This is a genomic window from Kitasatospora sp. NPDC005751 (assembly GCF_040630835.1).
Classification (GTDB): domain Bacteria; phylum Actinomycetota; class Actinomycetes; order Streptomycetales; family Streptomycetaceae; genus Kitasatospora.
This window is the reverse complement of the sequence record NZ_JBEXYC010000031.1, coordinates 28574-46693: the sequence shown is the minus strand read 5'-3', so window position 1 is coordinate 46693 and position 18120 is coordinate 28574. Positions and strand designations below refer to the sequence as shown.

Here is an 18120-nt window from a genome sequence, read left to right as displayed (position 1 = left end):
AGTTCAGCATGACCCGTACCAGCGCCCGCTTTGCCGCCACCGGTGCCGCAGTCGTCCTCGCCGTGACCGGTATGAGCGGTGCGGCTGCCGCCGACGCCGCCCCCGCGGCCCCGACCGGCAGCGCGGTGGTGCACGAGAGCACCGCCTTCCTGAAGGACTCCGCCCTGAACGGCCTGGTGGTCATCCCGCTGCCCACCGCCACCCCGTCCTACGACTCCACGACGGGCTTCTCCACGTCGTTCCCGGTGACGGGCGGCGACGTCAACCTCCAGGGCTACTACGGCAACGTCCAGCTGGGCGGCAGCCTGCTCTTCGTCAACCTGTTCACCGGCAAGACCGCGGTCTTCAAGCAGCTGGCGTTCAGCGCCGACAGCTGGGCGATCACCGGGGTCCCGGTCGGCGGCACCGCCCCGGTGGCGCTGCTCGACCCGGCCGGCTCGACCGACATCACCCGCACCGGCGCCACCCAGACGGTGACCGCCGCGGACCTGAAGGTCGACGCCGAGGGCGCGCAGTACGTGGACACCAAGCTGAACACCACCTTCTTCAAGGCCGGCCAGTCGATCGGCGACTTCTCGCTGAGCTTCACCACCGGCAGCTGAGCTCCACCACCGGCAGCCGACACCTGCGACCGGCTCGGTGGGACGGCGGGCCCGTGCGACGGCACGGGCCCGCCGTTCGCAGGTGGAGTTCCCAACTCCGCTACAGAGTCGTCGCGTTGTGGTCTCGTACATCGGTACGACCGGATCCGGCCATGTAGGGCTGGCCGAATGGATGCGAACCGGAACCGCCGGCCTGCTCGCCGCCTGATCCACTCTCGCGCCGCGTCACGGCGGTGCGCGTTCGCACGGAGGTGCCCGTCATGAGACTCCGACTACTACCCGGTACGAGACGCGGGGGGTGGCGCCGGAGGTTGCCGGCGGTCGCCCTCGTCTGGTCGGTGGTGGTGGCGCTCGGCGTGGCCCCCATCGGCCTCGGCACGTCGTCGCAGGCCGCGGCGGCGACCTCGTCCGCCGTGACCAAGCCCGGCCCCAAGGTGTGGGACCCGAACACCTGGGAGGAGGGCGCCGAGGGGAGCGTGACGGTCGCGCAGACCCAGAACCTGTCCAACCAGGTGCTGCAGGTCTCCTGGAGCGGATTCACCCCGACCGTCGACACCTCGGGCACCCCGCTGACCATCGTCACCAAGGGGTCCAAGCAGGCGCTCTACGCCGTCCGGGTCTACCAGTGCCGCGGTCTCGACCCCAAGATCACCGACTGCTACGGCAGCAAGCTGTACAACGCCGACGGCGGCAAGGGGTTCAACCAGAAGGCCCCGGCGGAGGGCACCACGACGCCGGACTTCCCCTCGAACATGGCGATCGCGCCGACGGGCGCCGACGGCTCGGGCGAGACCTCCATCGAGATCTGGACCGCCACCCAGAGCCCCTCGCTCGGCTGTGACGCCGCGCACCCGTGCTCCCTGGTGGTCGAGCCCAACTACGGCGGCGACACCCAGGACCCGTACAAGGCACGGAACGGCGCGGTCGACTGCACCGACCACCTCAGCGACGTGGACGGCTTCTTCAACACCGCGAGCGACGGCGGCCTGGAGGCCTACGCCGGGGCGTGGGACGGCAACCAGTACGCCGGGTACCAGGTCGGCGAGCAGTGCGCCTGGGAGAAGCGGACCGTCGTCCCGCTGCACTTCTCGCCCACCGCCGCCGACTGCGACAACCGCGCCGCCGACTTCAAGGCGGCCGGCCTGGAGATGGCCAACCGGGCCGTCCAGCAGTGGCGGACCGGCCTCTGCCTGGCGTCCTCCCCGCTCGCCTTCCAGTACTCCTCCTCCGGCGGCGAGCCGCAGGCCAGGGCGGCGTTCCTGGGCGGGTCGGCCGGCGTGGACGTCGCGCTGACCGCGTACCCCGACACCGCGACCCCGGCCCGGCCGTACGTCTACGCGCCGCTGGCCACCACCGGGATCTCGGCGGTCTTCCTCGTCGACGACCCGGACACCGGCCGCCAGCTCCGCGACATGAGGCTGACCCCGCGCCTGATGGCCAAACTGCTCACCCAGTCCTACGCGCCGCTGGGAAGCCCGGTCGCGTCGGTGAGCGGCAACCCCAGCTGCGTCTTCCTGGACGAGGACTTCCTCCAGTACAACCGGTTCCCGGAGAGCAGCGGGCTGCACTGGCCCCGCTCGTGCACGCCCGCGGAGTTCGAGCCGACCATCGTCGGCGGCACCACGGACCTCGTCTACCAGCTGACCGCGTGGATCGCCGCCGACCCGGAGGCCGTCCGCTTCCTGGACGGCGAGGACGACCCGTGGGGGATGCGGGTGAACACCTTCTACCAGCGGGGCGCCTACTCCGGGTACCCGGCCGACACCCTCCAGCCGCAGGACTTCACCGGGCCGACGGACGTCAGCGAGGCCGCCAAGCGGATGCGGCAGTACGAGTGGAACCCCGTCCTCGGCGGTCTCACCCAGGTGCTGCGGACCATCCTGGAGAACCGGTCCACCTGCCAGCTCTGGATGGCGGACCCGGCCACCGGCAACCACCTCAAGTGCGACCCGATGGCCCGCGGCGAGCGGAAGCTGTTCGCGATCATGGACAGCGCCCAGGCCAAGGCCTTCTCGCTGCCCGAGGCCACCCTGCGCAACCCGGCCGGCGGCTTCGTCTCGCCGACCACCAACGGGTTCCAGTCCGCGGTCGGCGACATGCCGACCGACGCCGCCACCGGGACCCAGCTGCTGCCCTACGGCGTCGCGGGCACGGCCTTCGCCCGGGACACCCAGGCCTACCCGCTGACCACCGTCCAGTACGCGATGGTGCCCACCGGCGGGGCGGCGGACAAGGCGCCCGCGATCACCCGGTTCCTGACCACCGTCGCCAACGGCGGCCAGGTCTACGGCGTGGAGCCGGGCAAGCTCGCCCCGGGCTTCCTCAGCCTCACCGGTGCCCAGCGCCAGCAGACGCTCGACGCGGCGAAGCACGTGGAGACGCAGGACAACAAGTGGCCGGGCAACCAGGTCGCCCCGCCGCCGACCACCCCGTCCGGCGGTGACGGCGGGACGACCGGCGGGGCCGGCGGCGCCACCGGCGGCGAGTCGGGCGGCGCCGGCGTCACCACCACCCCGGTCACCGGCACCGGCGACGGCACCGGCGGCTCGTCCACCAGCACCGGCTCCGGCACCGGCGGGCTCGGCGACGGCGCCGTCGGTGGTGCCGGCGGGATCGGCACCGGGGGCACCGCGAGCGCGGGCGGTACCGGTGGCGCGGCCACCGGCGGCGCGGAGGCTCCGGCCGCCGCGGCCGGCGGGGCCAAGGCCACCGCCACGCCGGGTGCTTCGGCGGGCCCGCTCGCGGCCGCTCCGGTCGCCGCCGGCTCCCCGGCGGCCGACCGCGCCGGCACCGCCCGGCTGCTGCTGCCGATCGCGGTGATCGCGGGCCTGGTGCTGCTGATCGGCGGCCCCGCCGCGCTCTTCCTCGGCGGCACGCCCGCCGGCGAACGCGCCGTCTCCGCCGTGGGCCGGACCTGGGCGCGGGTGCGCCGCCGGCCCTGATCCAGCGGTCGCACCGGCTCGGCGGGGCCGCCGTCACGGCCCCGCCGGGTCCTCCGCCCCGGGCGCCACGGCCCGGGGCCTCCCCTGTACCGAGTACTTCCGTACCGAGCGCGCCGGAGAGCAGACCATGACAGCCGCCGCCGAGCCCGCGGCACCGTACGCCGGGGCTCCACGTCCACCAGAACCCGATGTCCCCCGCGTCATCACCGCCCCTGCCACGCCCGGAGACCGGGTGTTCCGGGGAGCGCTGCGGGTGGCGGGCCTCTCCGTCTTCGCGATCATGGGACTGATCGCGTTCTTCCTGATCCTGCGCGGCGCGAACGCGCTGGGCGAGGTGGGCTGGTCCTTCCTCACCGAGCAGAAGTGGCAGACCCAGGCCCACAACTTCGGGATCGCCGCCGTCCTGCCGAACGGCCTGCTGATCGCGGTGATCGCCCTGGTGATCGCCGTGCCGGTGGCGCTGACCACGGCGATCTTCATCTCCGAGTACGCGCCGACCAGGCTGCGGGCGACGCTGGTCTCGCTCATCGACCTGATGGCCGCGATCCCCAGCATCGTCTACGGCCTCTGGGGGCTGTTCTTCCTCCAGCCGCGCATCATCGGCTTCGTCCGCTGGCTGACCAACCACCTGGGCGACGCGATCCCCTTCCTCAAGGTGCGCACCGGCGACATCGGGACGTCCTACACCTCCTCCACCTTCATCGCCGGGGTGGTCGTCTCGCTGATGATCATCCCGATCGTCGCCTCGCTCAGCCGGGAGGTGTTCTCGCAGGCCCCGCAGGGCGAGCGGGAGGGCGCGTACGCGCTGGGCTCGACCCGGTGGGGGATGGTCCGCGCGGTGGTGCTGCCGTTCGGCCGCGGCGGTGTGATCGGCGCGGTGATGCTGGGCTTCGGCCGGGCGATGGGCGAGACGATCGCCGTCGCGCTCATCATCTCGCCGAACTTCAAGGCCATCAGCCACATCCTGGAGAACGGCGCCAACTCCATCTCGGCGCTGATCGCGCTGCGCTTCGGCGAGTCGGACGAGCTCTCGCTCTCCGCGCTGATGGCGGCCGGGCTGGTGCTCTTCGCGCTCACCCTGCTGGTCAACCTGGGCGCCGGGTTCGTGATCAACCGGTCCCGCTCCGGCGCTTCGACGGCGGACTGACCATGGCCCACCCCGCCACCCGCCGCCCGTTGCCGGGCCGCCCGTCACCGCGCGGCCCCTTGTCGCGCCGCCCGTTGCCGAGCGGCCCCTTGTCGCGCCGCCCGTTGCCGCTCCGCCGTGAAGGGACCGCCCGATGACCACCCTCGACCTGCCCCCGGCCACCGTGGCCGCGCCGGCCGACCCACCCGCGGCCGCCGCGCCGCACCCCGAGAAGCGGGTCCGGCTCGGCGGCTTCACCCGCGAGGACGTGCTGACCCTGGTCGGTGCGCTGGTCGGCTCGCTCGCCCTGGACTGGATGCTCTACGAGCGGATCCTGCCGTTCAGCGGTGCGCAGGGCTTCCTGCTCTGCTGGTACGCCCTGTTCCTGGTGGGCTACTTCGCCATCGGCCGCCTCCAGTGGAACCCGCTGATGGTCCGGGACCGGCTGGTCTCGGTCGTCGCCTGGAGCTCCGGCCTGCTGGTCGTCGGCCTGATCGCCGACCAGATCGGCTACGTGCTGGTGCGCGGCTACGACGCGGCCCGGCACCTCAACTTCTTCACCGAGTCGATGGACCACACCGCCCCGCTCTCCCCGATCACCTCGGGCGGCGCGCTCAACGCGCTGGTCGGCTCGCTCGAACAGCTCGGCCTGGCCACGCTGTTCGCGGTCCCGCTGGGCATCGCGGCGGCGGTCTTCATGTCCGAGGTCGGCGGCCGGATGGCCCGGCCGGTGCGGACCCTGGTCGAGGCGATGACCGCGCTGCCGTCGATCGTCGCGGGCCTGTTCATCCTCGGCGTCGTGATCATCACCTTCGGCTTCGAGAAGAGCGGCTTCGCGGCCTCGCTGGCCCTCACCGTGATGATGATGCCGATCGTCACCAGGGCCGCCGAGGTGGTCATCCGGCTGGTGCCCGGCACGCTGCGGGAGGCCTCGTACGCACTCGGCGGCAGCCAGTGGCGCACGGTCTGGAACGTGGTGCTGCCGACCGCCCGCCCCGGACTGGTGACGGCCGTGGTGCTCGGCATGGCGCGCGGCGTCGGCGAGACCTCCCCGGTGCTGCTGACCTCGGGGTTCACCTCGCAGTTCAACGGCAATCCGTTCAGCGAGCACCAGGTCTCGCTGCCGCTGTACATCTGGAACTACGTCAAGCAGCCCTACCCCGACATGATCGCGCGCGCCTTCGCCGCCGCGCTGACCCTGATGATCGTGGTGCTCGTCCTGTTCGTCACCGCCCGCGTCGTCGGCGGCCGCAAGCCGGGTCAGCTGACGCGCCGCCAGAAGCGCCGGATCGACCGCGCCGCCGCCGTCGCCGAGGCCTCCGCCCGGGGCGGGCACCGGGGCTCCGCCCGGCCCTCGACCGCGGCCGCCGCCCGTACCGCCGCCCGGCCCGCCGGCGTGGCCACCGCCCTCGGGGAGCACTGATGTCCCGCCCAAACGCCTTCAGCACCAGAGGAGTTCCCATGTCGTGGGAGGCCCCAAGCCGCCCCGTGGCACGCACGTTCGCCGTGCTGCTGTCCCTGATCCTCGCCGCGGGCTCCCTCCTGCTGGGGCAGAGCACCCCCGCCTTCGCGGCCACCGCGCTCAACGCCGACGGCTCCAGCTGGGCCGGCCCGGCCATCGACCAGTGGCGCCAGGACGTCGCTCCGCAGGGCATCCAGATCAACTTCAACCCGATCGGTTCGGCGGCCGGCCGCAACCAGTGGAGCATCGGCCAGGACGACTTCACCGCCTCCGACGTGCCGTTCCGCTCGCAGACCGACACCGGCCTCGGCCAGGCCGGCCAGGCCGGCGGCTCCGGCAAGGCCGAGAACCCCCGGTACGGCTTCTCCTACGTGCCGATCACCGCCGGTGGGACGACCTTCATGTACAACCTGGTCGTCGCCGGCAAGCAGGTCCGCGACCTGCGGCTCTCCCCGCAGACCGTGGTCGACATCTTCACCAACAAGATCACCAACTGGAACGACCCGAAGATCACCGCGGACTACGGCAAGGCCCTGCCGAGCCTCCCGATCACCCCGGTGGTCCGCTCCGACGGCTCCGGCGCGACCGCCCAGTTCACCCGCTGGATGAGCCACACCCACGGCGCGCAGTGGGAGGAGTACTGCAAGAGCGTCAACGGCGTCAGCTGCGGTGACTACACCGAGTTCTTCCCGCCGTCGGGCCGGATGACCGCGCAGAACGGCTCCGACGTCGTGGCCGGCTACATCAAGGCCCCGTCCGGCCTCGGCACCATCGGCTACGACGAGTACGCCTTCGCCAAGCGCAGCAACTGGCCGGTCGTGAAGGTGCTCAACCCGGCCGGCTACTACACCCTGCCGACCGCCTCCAACGTCGCCGTCGCGCTCACCGCCGCCAAGATCCGCGGCGTGGACGACAGCACCGCCGCCGACGACCCGGACTACCTCCAGCAGAACCTCGACGGCGTCTACTCGATGAACGACCCGAGGTCGTACCCGCTCTCCAGCTACAGCTACCTCATCGTGCCGCGGGCCGGGGCGGCGCTCCCGCCGCCGCCGCGCTTCACCAACGACAAGGGCAGCGCGCTCAGCCGCTTCCTCGCCTACGTACTCTGCGAGGGCCAGGGCGAGGCGGACGGCCTCGGCTACTCCCCGATCCCGCGCAACCTGGTCCGCGGCGGGCTGCTGCAGACCCAGCACATCCCCGGCAACGCCAGCCCGGTCGACGCCAACACCCTCTCCAACTGCGCCAACCCGACCTTCAACTCGGCCGGCCGGCTGACCGTGCTGGACAACGCCCCGCAGCCCAGCCCGTGCGACGCCAAGGGCGCCCCGCTGGACTGCACCGTGCAGGGCGGCCAGGCGGTCAAGTCCGGGTCCGGCTCGGGCTCCGGCACCGGCGGCTCCGCCACCGGGGGCGCCGGCTCCGCCACCGGCGGGACGGGCGGCAGCGCGAGCGGCGGGGCGGGGAAGACCCCCTCGGCGAGCGGCACCGGCAGCGGATCGTCCGGCACCGGGGGCACAAGTGGCGCGGCGGGGGCCGGCGGGACTACCGGCGGCGGCCCCGGCGGCGCGGCCGACCAGCCCGGCGCGGTCGACCCGGCCGCGGGCACCGGCACCGAGGGCGACCAGGCCGCGGCCGAGGACGTCGTCGACCCGCAGACCGGCCAGGTGGTCGCGCGCGGCCGCGCCGCCACCGCCGGCGAGGTCACGGCCAACGTGGTCGCCGTCGACGGGCGGCCGGACGACTGGATGCTGTCCACCCTGACCGCGCTCGAACTGCTCGCCGTCGTGCTCGTCCCGCCGCTGCTCGGCCGCCGTCTGATGCGGCGCCGCAACTCCGCCGGCGGCCGGTCGTGACCGCCCCGGCGCTGGAGAAGCCGGCGCCCCCCGCCCCCGGCACCCCGGCCGCGCCGGCCGCCGCGACGCCCGTCCCGGACCCGAGGGCGGCCGGGGCGGGCCCCGGCGCCGCCCGGCCGGCCCGGCGGCGGTTCCTCCAGGGGGCCTGGGCGGTCAGCCTGCTGGCGGCACTCACGATGGGATTCGTCGGGTACCTCTTCACGCTCTCGCACCTCCAGCAGCGGCACTACCAGTCGACCGCGTACAAGACCTTCCGGGACCAGCTGGCCAAGGCGGTCGCGCCGACCGGCGGCGCCGCCGACGGGGACCCGGTCGCGCTGCTCGACATCCCGGCGATCGGTCTGCACGGGGCCGTCGTGGTGGAGGGCACCACCGGCCGGGACCTGATGCGCGGGCCCGGCCACCGCCGGGACACCGCGCTGCCCGGGCAGAGCGGGGTCGCGGTGGTGTTCGGCCGTGGGGCGACCTTCGGCGCGCCGTTCGCCGAGCTGTCCAGGCTCCGGGTCGGCGACCGGATCGAGGCGACCACCGGGCAGGGCAGGTTCACCTACACCGTCAACGTCTACGGGGACGGCGACCACCCGATCAGCGACCCGGTCCGCAACCGGCTGGTGCTGGTCACCGGGGACTCCGACTGGATCCCCGGCTCGACGGTGATGATCGGCGCCCGGCTGGACGGCGACCCGGAGGTCAACCCCGGCGGGCGCCCCGCCACCGTGCCGTACGACAAGGCGCTGGCCGCCGACAAGGGCGCGCTGGCCACGCTGCAGCTGTGGTCGCTCGGGCTGCTGGGCGCGGTGGTCGCCGCGATCCTGCTGGCCCGGATCTGGCGCCGCTCGGCCGCCTGGCTCAGCATCGCGCCGGTGATCGCCGCGATCCTCTGGGCCGTCTACGAGAACGCCGCCGCCCTGCTGCCCAACCTCTACTGAAGCGCGCCCGGAGGACCGTACCGATGACGGATGCACCGATGACCGACGTACCCCCGCTCGACCCGTTCGCCCCGCTCGACCGGGGCGGCTCCGCGAGCGAGACCACGCTGACCCTGCCGCCCGTCCACCCGGCGGACGCCGCCGGCGCCCCGCTGGCCGGCCTGGAGACCAGGGACGTCTCCGCCTGGTTCGGCTCGCACAAGGTGCTGGAGCGGGTCTCGCTCGGCATGCCCGCCGGGGAGGTCACCGCGCTGATCGGCCCCTCCGGCTGCGGCAAGTCCACCTACCTGCGGATCCTCAACCGGATGCACGAGATGGTCCGCGGCGCGCAGCTCGCCGGGGAGGTGCTGCTGGACGGCGACGACGTGTACCGGCCCGGCCGGCGCCCCGCCGAGGTCCGGCGGCGGATCGGGATGGTGTTCCAGCGGCCCAACCCGTTCCCGGCGATGTCCATCCAGGACAACGTCTCCAGCGGGCTGAAGCTGGCCGGCATCAAGGTCTCCAAGGAGGAGCGCGAGCACCTGGTGGAGAGCAGCCTGCGGCGGGCCGGTCTCTGGGACGAGGTCGCCACCCGGCTGCACACCCCGGGCGGCGCGCTCTCCGGTGGCCAGCAGCAACGCCTGTGCATCGCCCGGTCGTTGGCCGTCTCGCCGGACATCTTGCTGATGGACGAGCCGTGCTCGGCGCTCGACCCCACCTCGACCCGCCGGGTGGAGGAGACCATCGCGGAGCTGCGGGGGCGGCTCACCATCGTGATCGTGACCCACAACATGCAGCAGGCGCAGCGCGTTTCGCAGTCCTGCGCGTTCTTCCTGGCCACCCACGACACCCCGGGGCGGATCGTCGAGGCCGGACCGACCGAGCAGCTGTTCACCGATCCGCGGGACCAGCGGACCGCGGACTACGTCAACGGCCGCTTCGGGTAGCCGGACCGCCCGGCCGGGCCCGGCCGGGTCGGAGCGGCGGGATGCCGGTCCGGCCCGGCCTCCGCGCGTTCCCGGCCTCCTCGCGGCCCCTTCGCGGCGCCTTCGCGTTTTCGGCTCAGTGGCCGAGCAGCCGCTCCAGCACCGCCGCGACGCCGTCCAGCTCATTGCTCACCGTGTGCAGCGGCACCGCCGCCAGCACCTGCGGGTGCGCGTTGGCCACGGCGTACGCGGTACCGGCCCAGGCCAGCATCTCCAGGTCGTTCGGCATGTCGCCGAAGGCCACCACCTCGCTCCGGTCGATCCCGCGCCCGGCGCACCAGCGGGCCAGCGTGCTCGCCTTGGTGACGCCGGGCGCGCTGATCTCCAGCAGCGGGATCGGCGCGGACCGGGTGATCTCGGCGAGGTGCCCGGCCGCCTCACGGGCCACCGAGAGCAGCTTGTCGGGGTCGAGGTCCGGGTGCTTCGCCAGCAGCTTGAACAGGCCCGTGACCGGCCCCCCGGCGCCGAGCAGCTCCTCGGCCGGGCCGATCGGGTGGTTCTCGTCCTGGCCCCACATCCGCACCTCGTAGCCGGGCTCGCGGGCGAACCCGGCCGGGTACTCGAAGGCGAAGGCGGTACCGGGCAGCTTCGCCCGCAGCGCCGCCACCACCGCCAGCGCGGCCTCCGCGCCGAGCGGGAAAGACTCCAGCAGCTCGCCGCGCCGCACGTCGACCACCGCGCCGCCGTTGGAGCAGATCGCCACGCCGTGGCCGCCGATGTGGCTGCTGACCTGCTGCATCCAGCGCGGCGGCCGACCGGTCACGAAGACCACCTGGACCCCGGCCGCCTCGGCGGCGGCCAGTGCGGCGGCGGTCCGCTCGGAGACGGTGCCGCCGGCGCACAGCAGCGTGCCGTCCAGGTCGGTGGCGATCAGGCGGGGGGCGGTGCGGGGAGTGGTCACCGCTCCATCTTCGCCTACCGCCGTCGGGAGGTCACCGCCGCGACGGCGACCTCCTGACGGCGCGGCCCGCTAGCCGACCCGCAGGGTCAGCGCGGCGGTGTGCAGCGTGCCGCCGGTCATGAACGGGAGGAAGAGCCGCCGGTCCCCGCCGGCCGGCAGTTCGGCGGGGAAGCAGGGCCGGGCCGCCGCTGGCCGCGTCCCCCGCTGCGCTGTTCGCCCGCCGCCACGGGCGAGAGAATACCCCCGGCCGGTATCCGATCGGCGTAAGCGCCCGCCGCCGCACCGCATTTCGGCCCCCGAGCCGTTCTTTCCGGCCGTTCCCCCACCGTGCCGGGTGTCCTGCTTCCTCTTCCCGGGCATGACTGATCCCGGCCACCCCGTCGGCAGGAAGAGCCATGCGAACTCGCCACGCCCGAGACGAGCGCCCACCGACCACCCCGCCGGACGCCCCGCGCGAGACGCGCGACCCGGTCCTGATCGGCGACTTCATCTTCGACACCCTCGCCGAGCTGGCCCGGCGCACCACCCCGGACGCGACCCCGCACGTCCCCACCCAGCGCACCCGCCCGCACCCGTGACGGCCACCGGCCGGCCACCGCACCCGCGGTGGCCGGCTCCGGTTCACCCCAGCTGGGCGAGGCCCTCGGTGGCGATCTTCTCGAAGACGGCCAGGTCGTTCTCGAAGATCGAGCCCGGCACCGGCCAGTGGATCACCAGCTCGGTGATCCCCAGCTCCCGGTAGGTGCCCGCCCAGTCCACGAACGCGTCCAGCGAGGCGAGCGGCTGCTCCGCCGTCGAGCCCTGGAGCAGCACCTTCTCCAGCTCCGCCGCGTCCCGGCCGCGCGCCTCGCAGGCGGCGGTCAGCTTCGCGATCTGCGCGGCGATCACGGCGGGCGCCTGCGCCACCGGCACGTCCGCCGGCCCCTTCGGGTCCCCGTACGTCACCCAGCCCTGCCCGTGCTCCGCCGCCAGCCGCAGTCCGCGCGGTCCGGTCGCGGCGACGTAGAACGGCACCCGCGGCCGCTGCACGCAGCCGGGGATGTTCCGCGCCTCGACGGCGGAGTAGTACGTGCCCTCGCGGGTCGTGGCGTCCTCGCGCAGCAGCTCGTCCAGCAGCGGCAGGAACTCCCCGAACCGGTCCGCCCGCTCCTTCGGCGACCACGGCTCCTGGCCCATCGCCGTCGCGTCGAACCCCGTCCCGCCGGCCCCGATCCCGAGCGTGAGGCGCCCGCCGGACACGTCGTCCAGCGACACGATCTCCTTCGCCAGCGTGACCGGGTGCCGGAAGTTGGGCGAGGTCACCAGCGTGCCCAGCCGCAGGCGTTCGGTCGCCGTCGCGGCCGCCGTCAGCGTCGGCACCGCCCCGAACCACGGCTCGTCCCGGAACGAGCGCCAGCTCAGGTGGTCGTAGGTGTAGGCGGCATGGAACCCGAGGTCCTCGGCCCGCCGCCAGATCTTCTGCCCCTCGCTCCACCGGTGGATGGGGAGGATCACCGTGCTCAGTCGCATGCTGCCGACCCTATGTGGCGAAGCCTGACCAAGCCGACGCATACCAGGAGTATGTTTGCCCCATGGCAGCCACCACGCGCATCACGGTCACCCTGCCCACTGAGCAGGTGGCCGAGTTGAAGAAGCTTACGGACAACGTCTCCGGCTACGTCGCCGAAGCGGTCGCCCGACAGATCAGGCACCAGTTGCTCGGCGAGGAGCTCCGCCGGTACGAAGAGGCGCACGGTGCGTTCACGGAAGAGGAACTCGCTGCCGCGCACGCGAGGATCTTCGGTTCGTCCGAGCCCGGCAGTGCGGCGAACGCCGCGTGAGCGAGCGCATTGAGACCGTCGTGCTGGACTCCCGGGGAGTGTCTGCCTGGATTTCACAAGACCGCGACGTGCTTGCGATGGTCAGGTCTTTTCACTCCATGACGGCAAGCCTGGTGGTCGGCGCCAACACCATCGCGGAGGTCTCGCACGCACGAGTGAATGCTGCTCGGCTGAACTGGGTGCTGTCACAGGTCAAGATCGAGGCCGTCACTGAACAGGCCGCCAGGGCCTCCGCAGCATTGCTGAAGCACACCGGCCTGCATGGCCACAAGCACGCGATCGACGCGACCGTCGCCGAGATGGCGCTGCGTCAGCCGGGACCGGTGGCCATGCTCACCTCGGACATCGACGACATGGCGAAGCTCTGCGGCGACCGCGTCCGGCTCATCGCCGTCTGAGGCCCGGCGTAGCGGAGCCCGGCTGTTCCGCCGGCTTCCCGCAGGTCAGACCGTGATGGGTGAAAAAGGATTGACCGAGGTCACCAGCGTGCCCAGCCGCAGGCGTTCGGTCGCCGTCGCGGCCGCCGTCAGCGTCGGCACCGCCCCGAACCACGGCTCGTCCCGGAACGAGCGACAGCTCAGGTGGTCGTAGGTGTAGGCGGCATGGAACCCGAGGTCCTCGGCCCGCCGCCAGAGCTTCCGCCATCGCGGTGTGTGGCCCGCCGGCGAGGCGGCGGCACCTCCCTCGACCCGCTCCCCGGAGTAGTCCGTGGGAGGGGCTAGTCTTTCCGCCGCACGCCTCACAATCTGATCATGCGTCAAACGGGGGTTCTTTCGGCATGCCCATTTTCCGGAGAGTATGCGGCGTCGGCCTGGTCGCGGTCGCCGCGCTGGGGCTCACGGCCTGCGGGCCCGACAACGCGTCGGACCAGGCGGGCGGCGGCCCGGTGACCACCTCGCCCGCCGTCGCGCCCGCCACCTCGTCCGCCGCCGCGCCGACGGGTGCCGCGCCGACGGGCGGCAAGAGCGCCAAGCCGTCGGCCGGTGCGAGCGACGAGCCGGAGGGGTTCTGCGACGCCGCGCCGCTGCCCGCCGGGCAGAAGTGGGTCTACCCGGTCAAGGGGACCACCACGACCACGCTGGTCTACAAGGACACCAAGACCGCGTGCGGGGTCAACGACGTGGTCTTCGAGCCGGTCGGTGCCGAGAAGAGCGCGCCGTTCGCGCCCACCGCCAAGGGCCACCTGAACTCGGTCCTGGCCCCGTCCAAGGACGTCAACGTCGCCGATCTGGTGAAGCACATCGGTGAGTGCCTCACCGATCCCACCAGCACCAAGGGCTTCTACCCGTGCTCCGCCGGGGACTACAAGGTCGCGATCGACTCCGCCGGCAAGGTCGTCGAGCTGACCGAGCGCGCCCACTCCTGATCCGTCCCGCCGATCGGCCCGCCCGGTGGTCTCCCACCGGGCGGGCCGACGCGGTCTCCGGGTGCCGATTGCGGTTCGGTCACGGGATGTCCGATTGATTGATCATTGGGTGGGAGTGCGGTGATTGATTTTGTTGGCACACCTCCCGGGCGACTCTCATAATTCCTGGTGAGACGCGTGACGGTCGGCCTGGAGAGCCACGGGGGGTGGCCCGCGAGGGGCCCGTGCGCGACATTCCACATTCCCCGGGGGAGCTCCTTGTCCGCGCCCGAAAACGTGCCGTCCGCCGCCGAACCGGCGAACGGTGCGTCGTCCGAAACCCCTGCCGGTCCCGCGGCCGAAGCCGCTGCCGTACCCGCCGCTGATCCCGTGGCCGCCGCGCCGGTGGCCGCCTCGGGGCGGAAGCTGCCGCGCGCCGTCGGCGTGGCCCTGGCCACCACCGGGCTGCTCGCCGTGACGGCGACCAGCGCCGCCGTCACCGTGGCCGTAGGGAAGCCCGACGGCCGGCCGGCCGTCGTGGCCGCCCCGGCCAAGGCCGCGCCGACCGCGACCGCCGGCGCGAGTGCGAGCACCACCGCGTCGGCCTCGCCCACGGCGGTGCCGACCACCGCCGCGCCGACCACCGTCGCACCCGTCCCCCGGCCGGTGAGCACCCTCAAGGGCACCGTCAGCGGGGGCCGGCACGAAGGCGACCTGCGGTACTTCCTGCTCCCGATCCCCGACGCCGGCGAGTCCTACGGGCCGCCGGACGGGATGAAGCTGACCGACGACGAGGTGGCCGACCTCTTCGACAACCAGGACGGCATCATGCGCGTCCTGGGCTCCTACGGGTACAAGGAGGCCGCCGCCCGGACGTACCGCACGGCGGACGGCAAGGCCGAGGTGACGGTCACCCTGATGCGCTTCGGTTCGACCGCGATGGCGAGCGAGTTCGTCCAGGGCTACACGATGAAACTGGACCCGATCGCGATCGACGGCGATCCCGCCGCCCACGGCTACGTCCGCAAGCCCAAGCAGCAGGCGTACACCGGCTCGATGACCGGCATCTCCAGCCAGGGCGACGTCCAGTACACGCTCGACGTCGAGGTGAAGGGGACCCCGGACAAGGCGCTGCTGAGCGAGCTGATGAAGCGCCAGCGCGAGCGGCTCTCCTCCGGCGGCTGAACCGCTCCGCCGCCCACGCCCGACGTCACCTTTCCCTCTCCTGGAGCCACTCCGTGACCACCCGTCCCGTGGAGCCGTCGCCCGCCGACGGACCCGCGCCCGCGCCGCCCGCCGAACCGGCCGCCCCCGCCGCACCGCCCGCCGAACCGGTCGCCCCGGCCGACGGACCCGCGCCCGACGCCCCCGCCGCGCCGCCCGCCGTGGTCTTCGCCGACGGGTTCGCGCCCCCCGCCGCCGCCCTGCCGCCGCACCGTCCGCGCCGGCCCCGGCCGGTGCTGCTGCTGACCTGCGGACTGCTGCTGGGCACCCTGCTCGGCGGCGCCGTCGGCTACGCCGTGCAGGCGAACCGTCCGCCGACCCCGTTGCCGCCGATCCAGGTCGCCCGGCCGTCCTACCCGGCCGAGGTGGTGGACCCGGCGGCCGTCGCCGCGGCGGCGCCCAGGCCGCCGGCCGTCGACGGCGACCTGCGGAAGCTGCTGGTGACGGCGCCGGCCGGCAGCACGGCCTGGGCCGACTTCCCCGACACGCCCAGCTGGATCACCATCGGCGAGCTCGCCGAGCACACCGGCCGGTCGGCGGAGGCCTTCCGCGCCCTGAACGTCGCGGAGTTCCGCCGCGCCGTCGAGGTGGACTGGAAGAAGGACGACCTGAAGGTCCGGGTCTCGCTGATCCAGTACGCCCCCGACCACGCCGCCTCGGCGAAGTACGCCGCCGCCGCCTACCGGCTCCAGCCGTTCGCGGACGACGCCAACGGCGGCTTCCACGTCGACAGCGAGCCCTCGCACTGGGCGGAGTCCACCGAGCAGTACTACCTGGGCACCGCGCTGGCGCAGCGCGGCACGCTGGTGATGAAGGTCGAGGCCTTCGGCACGCGGCCGGTGAACCCCGATGTCGTGAAGGACATCGCCAAGCAGCAGTGGGAGCGGCTGGTATGAGCGACAGCACCGTGACCGTGACCGAGGCCGCGAACCCCGCGCCGGTCCCCGTCGAGCCGTTCGGGCCGCCCGGGCCGGTCGAGCAGGCCCCCGTGCCCGGGCCGGCCGCCGCCGGCCCGGAGCGGCCCGGGCCCACCGGTCGCCGGCTCCTGCGGGCCACCGGCGCGACCGTGGCGGCCGCGCTGGTCGGCGTGGTCATCGGCGTCGGCGTCATCGAGACCCGGTACGACGACCCCGCGCCCGCCAGCGCCGCCGCCGCACCGACGGCGGCGGCGCCCGCCCCGACCGCCACGCCCACCCCCTTCGGCGCCAAGGCCAACGGCAACCACTTCGGGTCGCTGCGCGACCTGCTGCTGCCCGTCCCGGCCGGCTATGCGCTCGGCCCGGACGACGGCGGCTACGGCAACGACGTCGAGCTGTCGGCGGACCAGCTCTCCGCCGAGATGGACAGCGACCTCCAGCAGATCCCCAAGGAGAAGCGGGACAAGCTCCGCCAGTACTGGGAGGGCCTGCACGTCAAGGCCACCGGGGTGCGCACCTACAAGACCGGTACGGACGACCTGGTGATCGGTCTGAGGCTGCGGCAGTTCAACCAGCAGGAGGTGCAGAAGGCCAACGAGTACACGGCCGTCTTCACCGGCGACACCGGGCTCTTCCGGATCGGCCCCGGGATCCCCGGGCACCCCGAGGCGCACTGCTACCTGATGCCCGCTCCGCCGTCCGCGCCGATCGACTACCTGGAGTGCTCGGCCGCCGAGGGCGACCTCCTGGTGATCATGAGCGCCGAGGGTGCGGCACCGCTGCCCAAGGACAAGATCGTCACCCTCTTCAGCCAGCAGCTCGACCGCCTCGCCAGCCCGGGAGCGTCCGCATGACCGACCACGCCACCCCGCACGACAGCGCGGCCCCTGCCGGGGCCGACGCGCCCCCGGCGCCCCCCGCACCGTTCGCGCCCCCCGCCGCTCCGGCCGGCCCGCCCGCCGAGGCGGTCCCGGGGGCCGACCCCTGGGCCGTCGCCCCCGGGGCCGGGACCCTGCCGTCGCTCCCGCCGCCGAGCCCCGAGGAGCTCGCGGCCCGCCGCACCCGCCGGCGCAACGCGGCGCTGCGCTGGGGCGCGGCCGCCCTGGTCTGCGTGCTGGCCGGTACCGGCGCCGCGCTGGCCGTCACCGCGCCCGAGCGCACCGACATCCCGGGCCTGGCCACCCGGGGCGACGGCCGCTACACCTTCCCCGCGCTGGCCCTGCCGCCGCTGCCGTCCGGCCAGGCGGCGCCCGGTGAGAACAAGAGCCGGCACGCCGCCGACCTGCGGTACCTGCTCCTGCCGGCCCCGAAGGAAGCCGGCGGTTCGTCGGCCCCGGCGGTCTTCCCGACCCCGACCCCGACCCCGACCGCGACCCCGACCGCGACCCCCACCGCGGCATCGACCGCGGCACCGACCGCGAGCCCGGCCGCGTCGTCGCCCGCCGCGCCCGACGGTGCCACCGCGAGCGCCCCGGCGGCCACCGGCGGGTCGGCCGCCCCGACCCCGGCCGCCGGCACGGCTCCGGCGGACTGGGTCGCCTGTGACGCGATGGCCGCCGAGCAGAAGGAGCCGGCGAAGCTGCGGGCCCTGCTGCTGCGCGACGTCTGCCGCGCCGCCACCGTCCGGGAGTGGACCGCCTCCGACGGCACCCGCACCCAGATCCGGCTGCTCCGCTTCGGTTCCTCCGTCGAGGCCTGGGACGTCTTCGCCGACCTGCGCGGCGACGGCGAGCCGAGGGACCTGCCGGGTCTGCGGCCCGCCTCCGTCATCGGCTGGGACAGCGTCTCGGGCGTCGACCTCGCCACCCGCGAGAGCACGACGCTGGCGGGGGAGGGCCGGACCACCGGGTACCTGGCCTACCTGAGCGCCGGCGACATCATCGGCGTCATCACGATGACCAACGCCCGGGGCGTCCAGCCGCCCGCGTTCCGGCAGGTCGTCACGCTCCAGTCCGACCTGCTGGCCTGATCCGGCGCCACCCGGTGGGCGGCGTGCCCGGCACGCCGCCCACCGGTCGCCCCGCGCCGCGG

The 18120-nt window shown here is 73.8% G+C and carries 17 protein-coding genes and 1 pseudogene; 15 read left to right on the top strand and 3 right to left on the bottom strand.

From position 1 onward, the window contains the following. The first annotated feature begins 8 nt into the window (after positions 1-8). The 7 genes from ABZ497_RS24625 (at position 9) to ABZ497_RS24595 (ending at position 9843) form a co-directional block, all read left to right on the top strand. Entirely contained in the window at positions 9-602 is a 594-nt protein-coding gene (locus tag ABZ497_RS24625; RefSeq protein WP_359808282.1) for a hypothetical protein, read from the top strand. Positions 603-913: 311 nt separating this feature from the next. Beyond that, positions 914-3544 carry a hypothetical protein gene (locus ABZ497_RS24620; protein ID WP_359808280.1) on the top strand — a complete coding sequence of 877 codons (2631 nt, stop codon included), beginning with the start codon at positions 914-916 and terminating at the stop codon, positions 3542-3544. Between the two features lie 232 nt (positions 3545-3776). After that, the gene (pstC, locus tag ABZ497_RS24615; protein WP_352295183.1) at positions 3777-4691 is read left to right on the top strand and encodes a phosphate ABC transporter permease subunit PstC; all 915 of its coding nucleotides are present in this window, start codon (positions 3777-3779) and stop codon (positions 4689-4691) included. 133 nt (positions 4692-4824) lie between these two features. Then, entirely contained in the window at positions 4825-6093 is a 1269-nt protein-coding gene (pstA, locus tag ABZ497_RS24610; protein WP_359808278.1) for a phosphate ABC transporter permease PstA, read from the top strand. A 65-nt stretch (positions 6094-6158) separates the two neighbouring features. Further along, complete coding sequence (locus ABZ497_RS24605) at positions 6159-7988, top strand: substrate-binding domain-containing protein (RefSeq protein ID WP_359808276.1); 1830 nt, start codon at positions 6159-6161, stop codon at positions 7986-7988. Continuing rightward, positions 7985-8917 (top strand): class E sortase, encoded by a 933-nt coding sequence (locus ABZ497_RS24600; RefSeq protein ID WP_359808274.1) that lies wholly within the window; start codon positions 7985-7987, stop codon positions 8915-8917. The genes ABZ497_RS24605 and ABZ497_RS24600 overlap by 4 nt, the downstream gene beginning before the upstream one ends. Positions 8918-8955: 38 nt before the next feature. Then, a complete protein-coding gene (locus ABZ497_RS24595) occupies positions 8956-9843 on the top strand; it encodes a phosphate ABC transporter ATP-binding protein (protein ID WP_329488915.1) in 888 nt (295 codons plus the stop codon). Positions 9844-9958: 115 nt separating this feature from the next. Here the strand turns inward: ABZ497_RS24595 and ABZ497_RS24590 are convergent, their stop codons facing one another. Further along, entirely contained in the window at positions 9959-10783 is an 825-nt protein-coding gene (locus tag ABZ497_RS24590; protein WP_359808272.1) for an HAD family hydrolase, read from the bottom strand. Between the two features lie 395 nt (positions 10784-11178). Here ABZ497_RS24590 and ABZ497_RS24585 point away from each other — a divergent pair, with 395 nt between their 5' ends. Further along, entirely contained in the window at positions 11179-11361 is a 183-nt protein-coding gene (locus tag ABZ497_RS24585; RefSeq protein ID WP_329488919.1) for a hypothetical protein, read from the top strand. A 43-nt stretch (positions 11362-11404) separates the two neighbouring features. Here ABZ497_RS24585 and ABZ497_RS24580 read toward each other — a convergent pair whose 3' ends face one another. Continuing rightward, positions 11405-12334 (bottom strand): LLM class flavin-dependent oxidoreductase, encoded by a 930-nt coding sequence (locus ABZ497_RS24580; RefSeq protein ID WP_359808270.1) that lies wholly within the window; start codon positions 12332-12334, stop codon positions 11405-11407. 20 nt (positions 12335-12354) lie between these two features. On the opposite strand from ABZ497_RS24580, the gene ABZ497_RS24575 reads away from it, so the two are divergent. Beyond that, positions 12355-12603: a hypothetical protein gene (locus ABZ497_RS24575; protein WP_359808268.1), complete on the top strand. Its 249-nt coding sequence runs from the start codon at positions 12355-12357 to the stop codon at positions 12601-12603. Next, entirely contained in the window at positions 12600-13001 is a 402-nt protein-coding gene (locus ABZ497_RS24570) for a DNA-binding protein (RefSeq protein ID WP_359808267.1), read from the top strand. The genes ABZ497_RS24575 and ABZ497_RS24570 overlap by 4 nt, the downstream gene beginning before the upstream one ends. Positions 13002-13049: 48 nt before the next feature. Here the strand turns inward: ABZ497_RS24570 and ABZ497_RS24565 are convergent. After that, positions 13050-13346: pseudogene (locus ABZ497_RS24565) on the bottom strand (LLM class flavin-dependent oxidoreductase); the annotation flags it as partial. A 35-nt stretch (positions 13347-13381) separates the two neighbouring features. Here ABZ497_RS24565 and ABZ497_RS24560 point away from each other — a divergent pair. The 5 genes from ABZ497_RS24560 to ABZ497_RS24540 all read left to right on the top strand — a co-directional run bounded on the left by ABZ497_RS24560 (position 13382) and on the right by ABZ497_RS24540 (position 18058). Next, entirely contained in the window at positions 13382-13969 is a 588-nt protein-coding gene (locus ABZ497_RS24560) for a hypothetical protein (RefSeq protein WP_359808265.1), read from the top strand. Between the two features lie 369 nt (positions 13970-14338). Further along, entirely contained in the window at positions 14339-15133 is a 795-nt protein-coding gene (locus ABZ497_RS24555) for a hypothetical protein (protein WP_359808263.1), read from the top strand. 53 nt (positions 15134-15186) lie between these two features. Further along, positions 15187-16068, top strand: coding sequence for a hypothetical protein (locus tag ABZ497_RS24550; protein ID WP_359808262.1), 882 nt, complete (start codon positions 15187-15189; stop codon positions 16066-16068). After that, positions 16065-16943, top strand: coding sequence for a hypothetical protein (locus ABZ497_RS24545; RefSeq protein ID WP_359808260.1), 879 nt, complete (start codon positions 16065-16067; stop codon positions 16941-16943). Before ABZ497_RS24550 ends, ABZ497_RS24545 begins: the two co-directional genes overlap by 4 nt. After that, the gene (locus ABZ497_RS24540) at positions 16940-18058 is read left to right on the top strand and encodes a hypothetical protein (RefSeq protein WP_359808259.1); all 1119 of its coding nucleotides are present in this window, start codon (positions 16940-16942) and stop codon (positions 18056-18058) included. The genes ABZ497_RS24545 and ABZ497_RS24540 overlap by 4 nt, the downstream gene beginning before the upstream one ends. Positions 18059-18120: the final 62 nt, after the last annotated feature.

Excerpts from the sequence above, each read along its gene's own strand:
- ABZ497_RS24540 (WP_359808259.1), top strand. The coding sequence starts at position 16,940 with ATGACCGACCACGCCACCCCGCACGACAGCGCGGCCCCTGCCGGGGCC.
- ABZ497_RS24545 (WP_359808260.1), top strand. The coding sequence starts at position 16,065 with ATGAGCGACAGCACCGTGACCGTGACCGAGGCCGCGAACCCCGCGCCG.
- ABZ497_RS24595 (WP_329488915.1), top strand. The coding sequence starts at position 8,956 with ATGACCGACGTACCCCCGCTCGACCCGTTCGCCCCGCTCGACCGGGGC.
- ABZ497_RS24560 (WP_359808265.1), top strand. The coding sequence starts at position 13,382 with ATGCCCATTTTCCGGAGAGTATGCGGCGTCGGCCTGGTCGCGGTCGCC.
- ABZ497_RS24580 (WP_359808270.1), bottom strand. The coding sequence starts at position 12,334 with ATGCGTCGGCTTGGTCAGGCTTCGCCACATAGGGTCGGCAGCATGCGA.
- pstA (WP_359808278.1), top strand. The coding sequence starts at position 4,825 with ATGACCACCCTCGACCTGCCCCCGGCCACCGTGGCCGCGCCGGCCGAC.
- ABZ497_RS24585 (WP_329488919.1), top strand. The coding sequence starts at position 11,179 with ATGCGAACTCGCCACGCCCGAGACGAGCGCCCACCGACCACCCCGCCG.
- ABZ497_RS24625 (WP_359808282.1), top strand. The coding sequence starts at position 9 with ATGACCCGTACCAGCGCCCGCTTTGCCGCCACCGGTGCCGCAGTCGTC.
- ABZ497_RS24575 (WP_359808268.1), top strand. The coding sequence starts at position 12,355 with ATGGCAGCCACCACGCGCATCACGGTCACCCTGCCCACTGAGCAGGTG.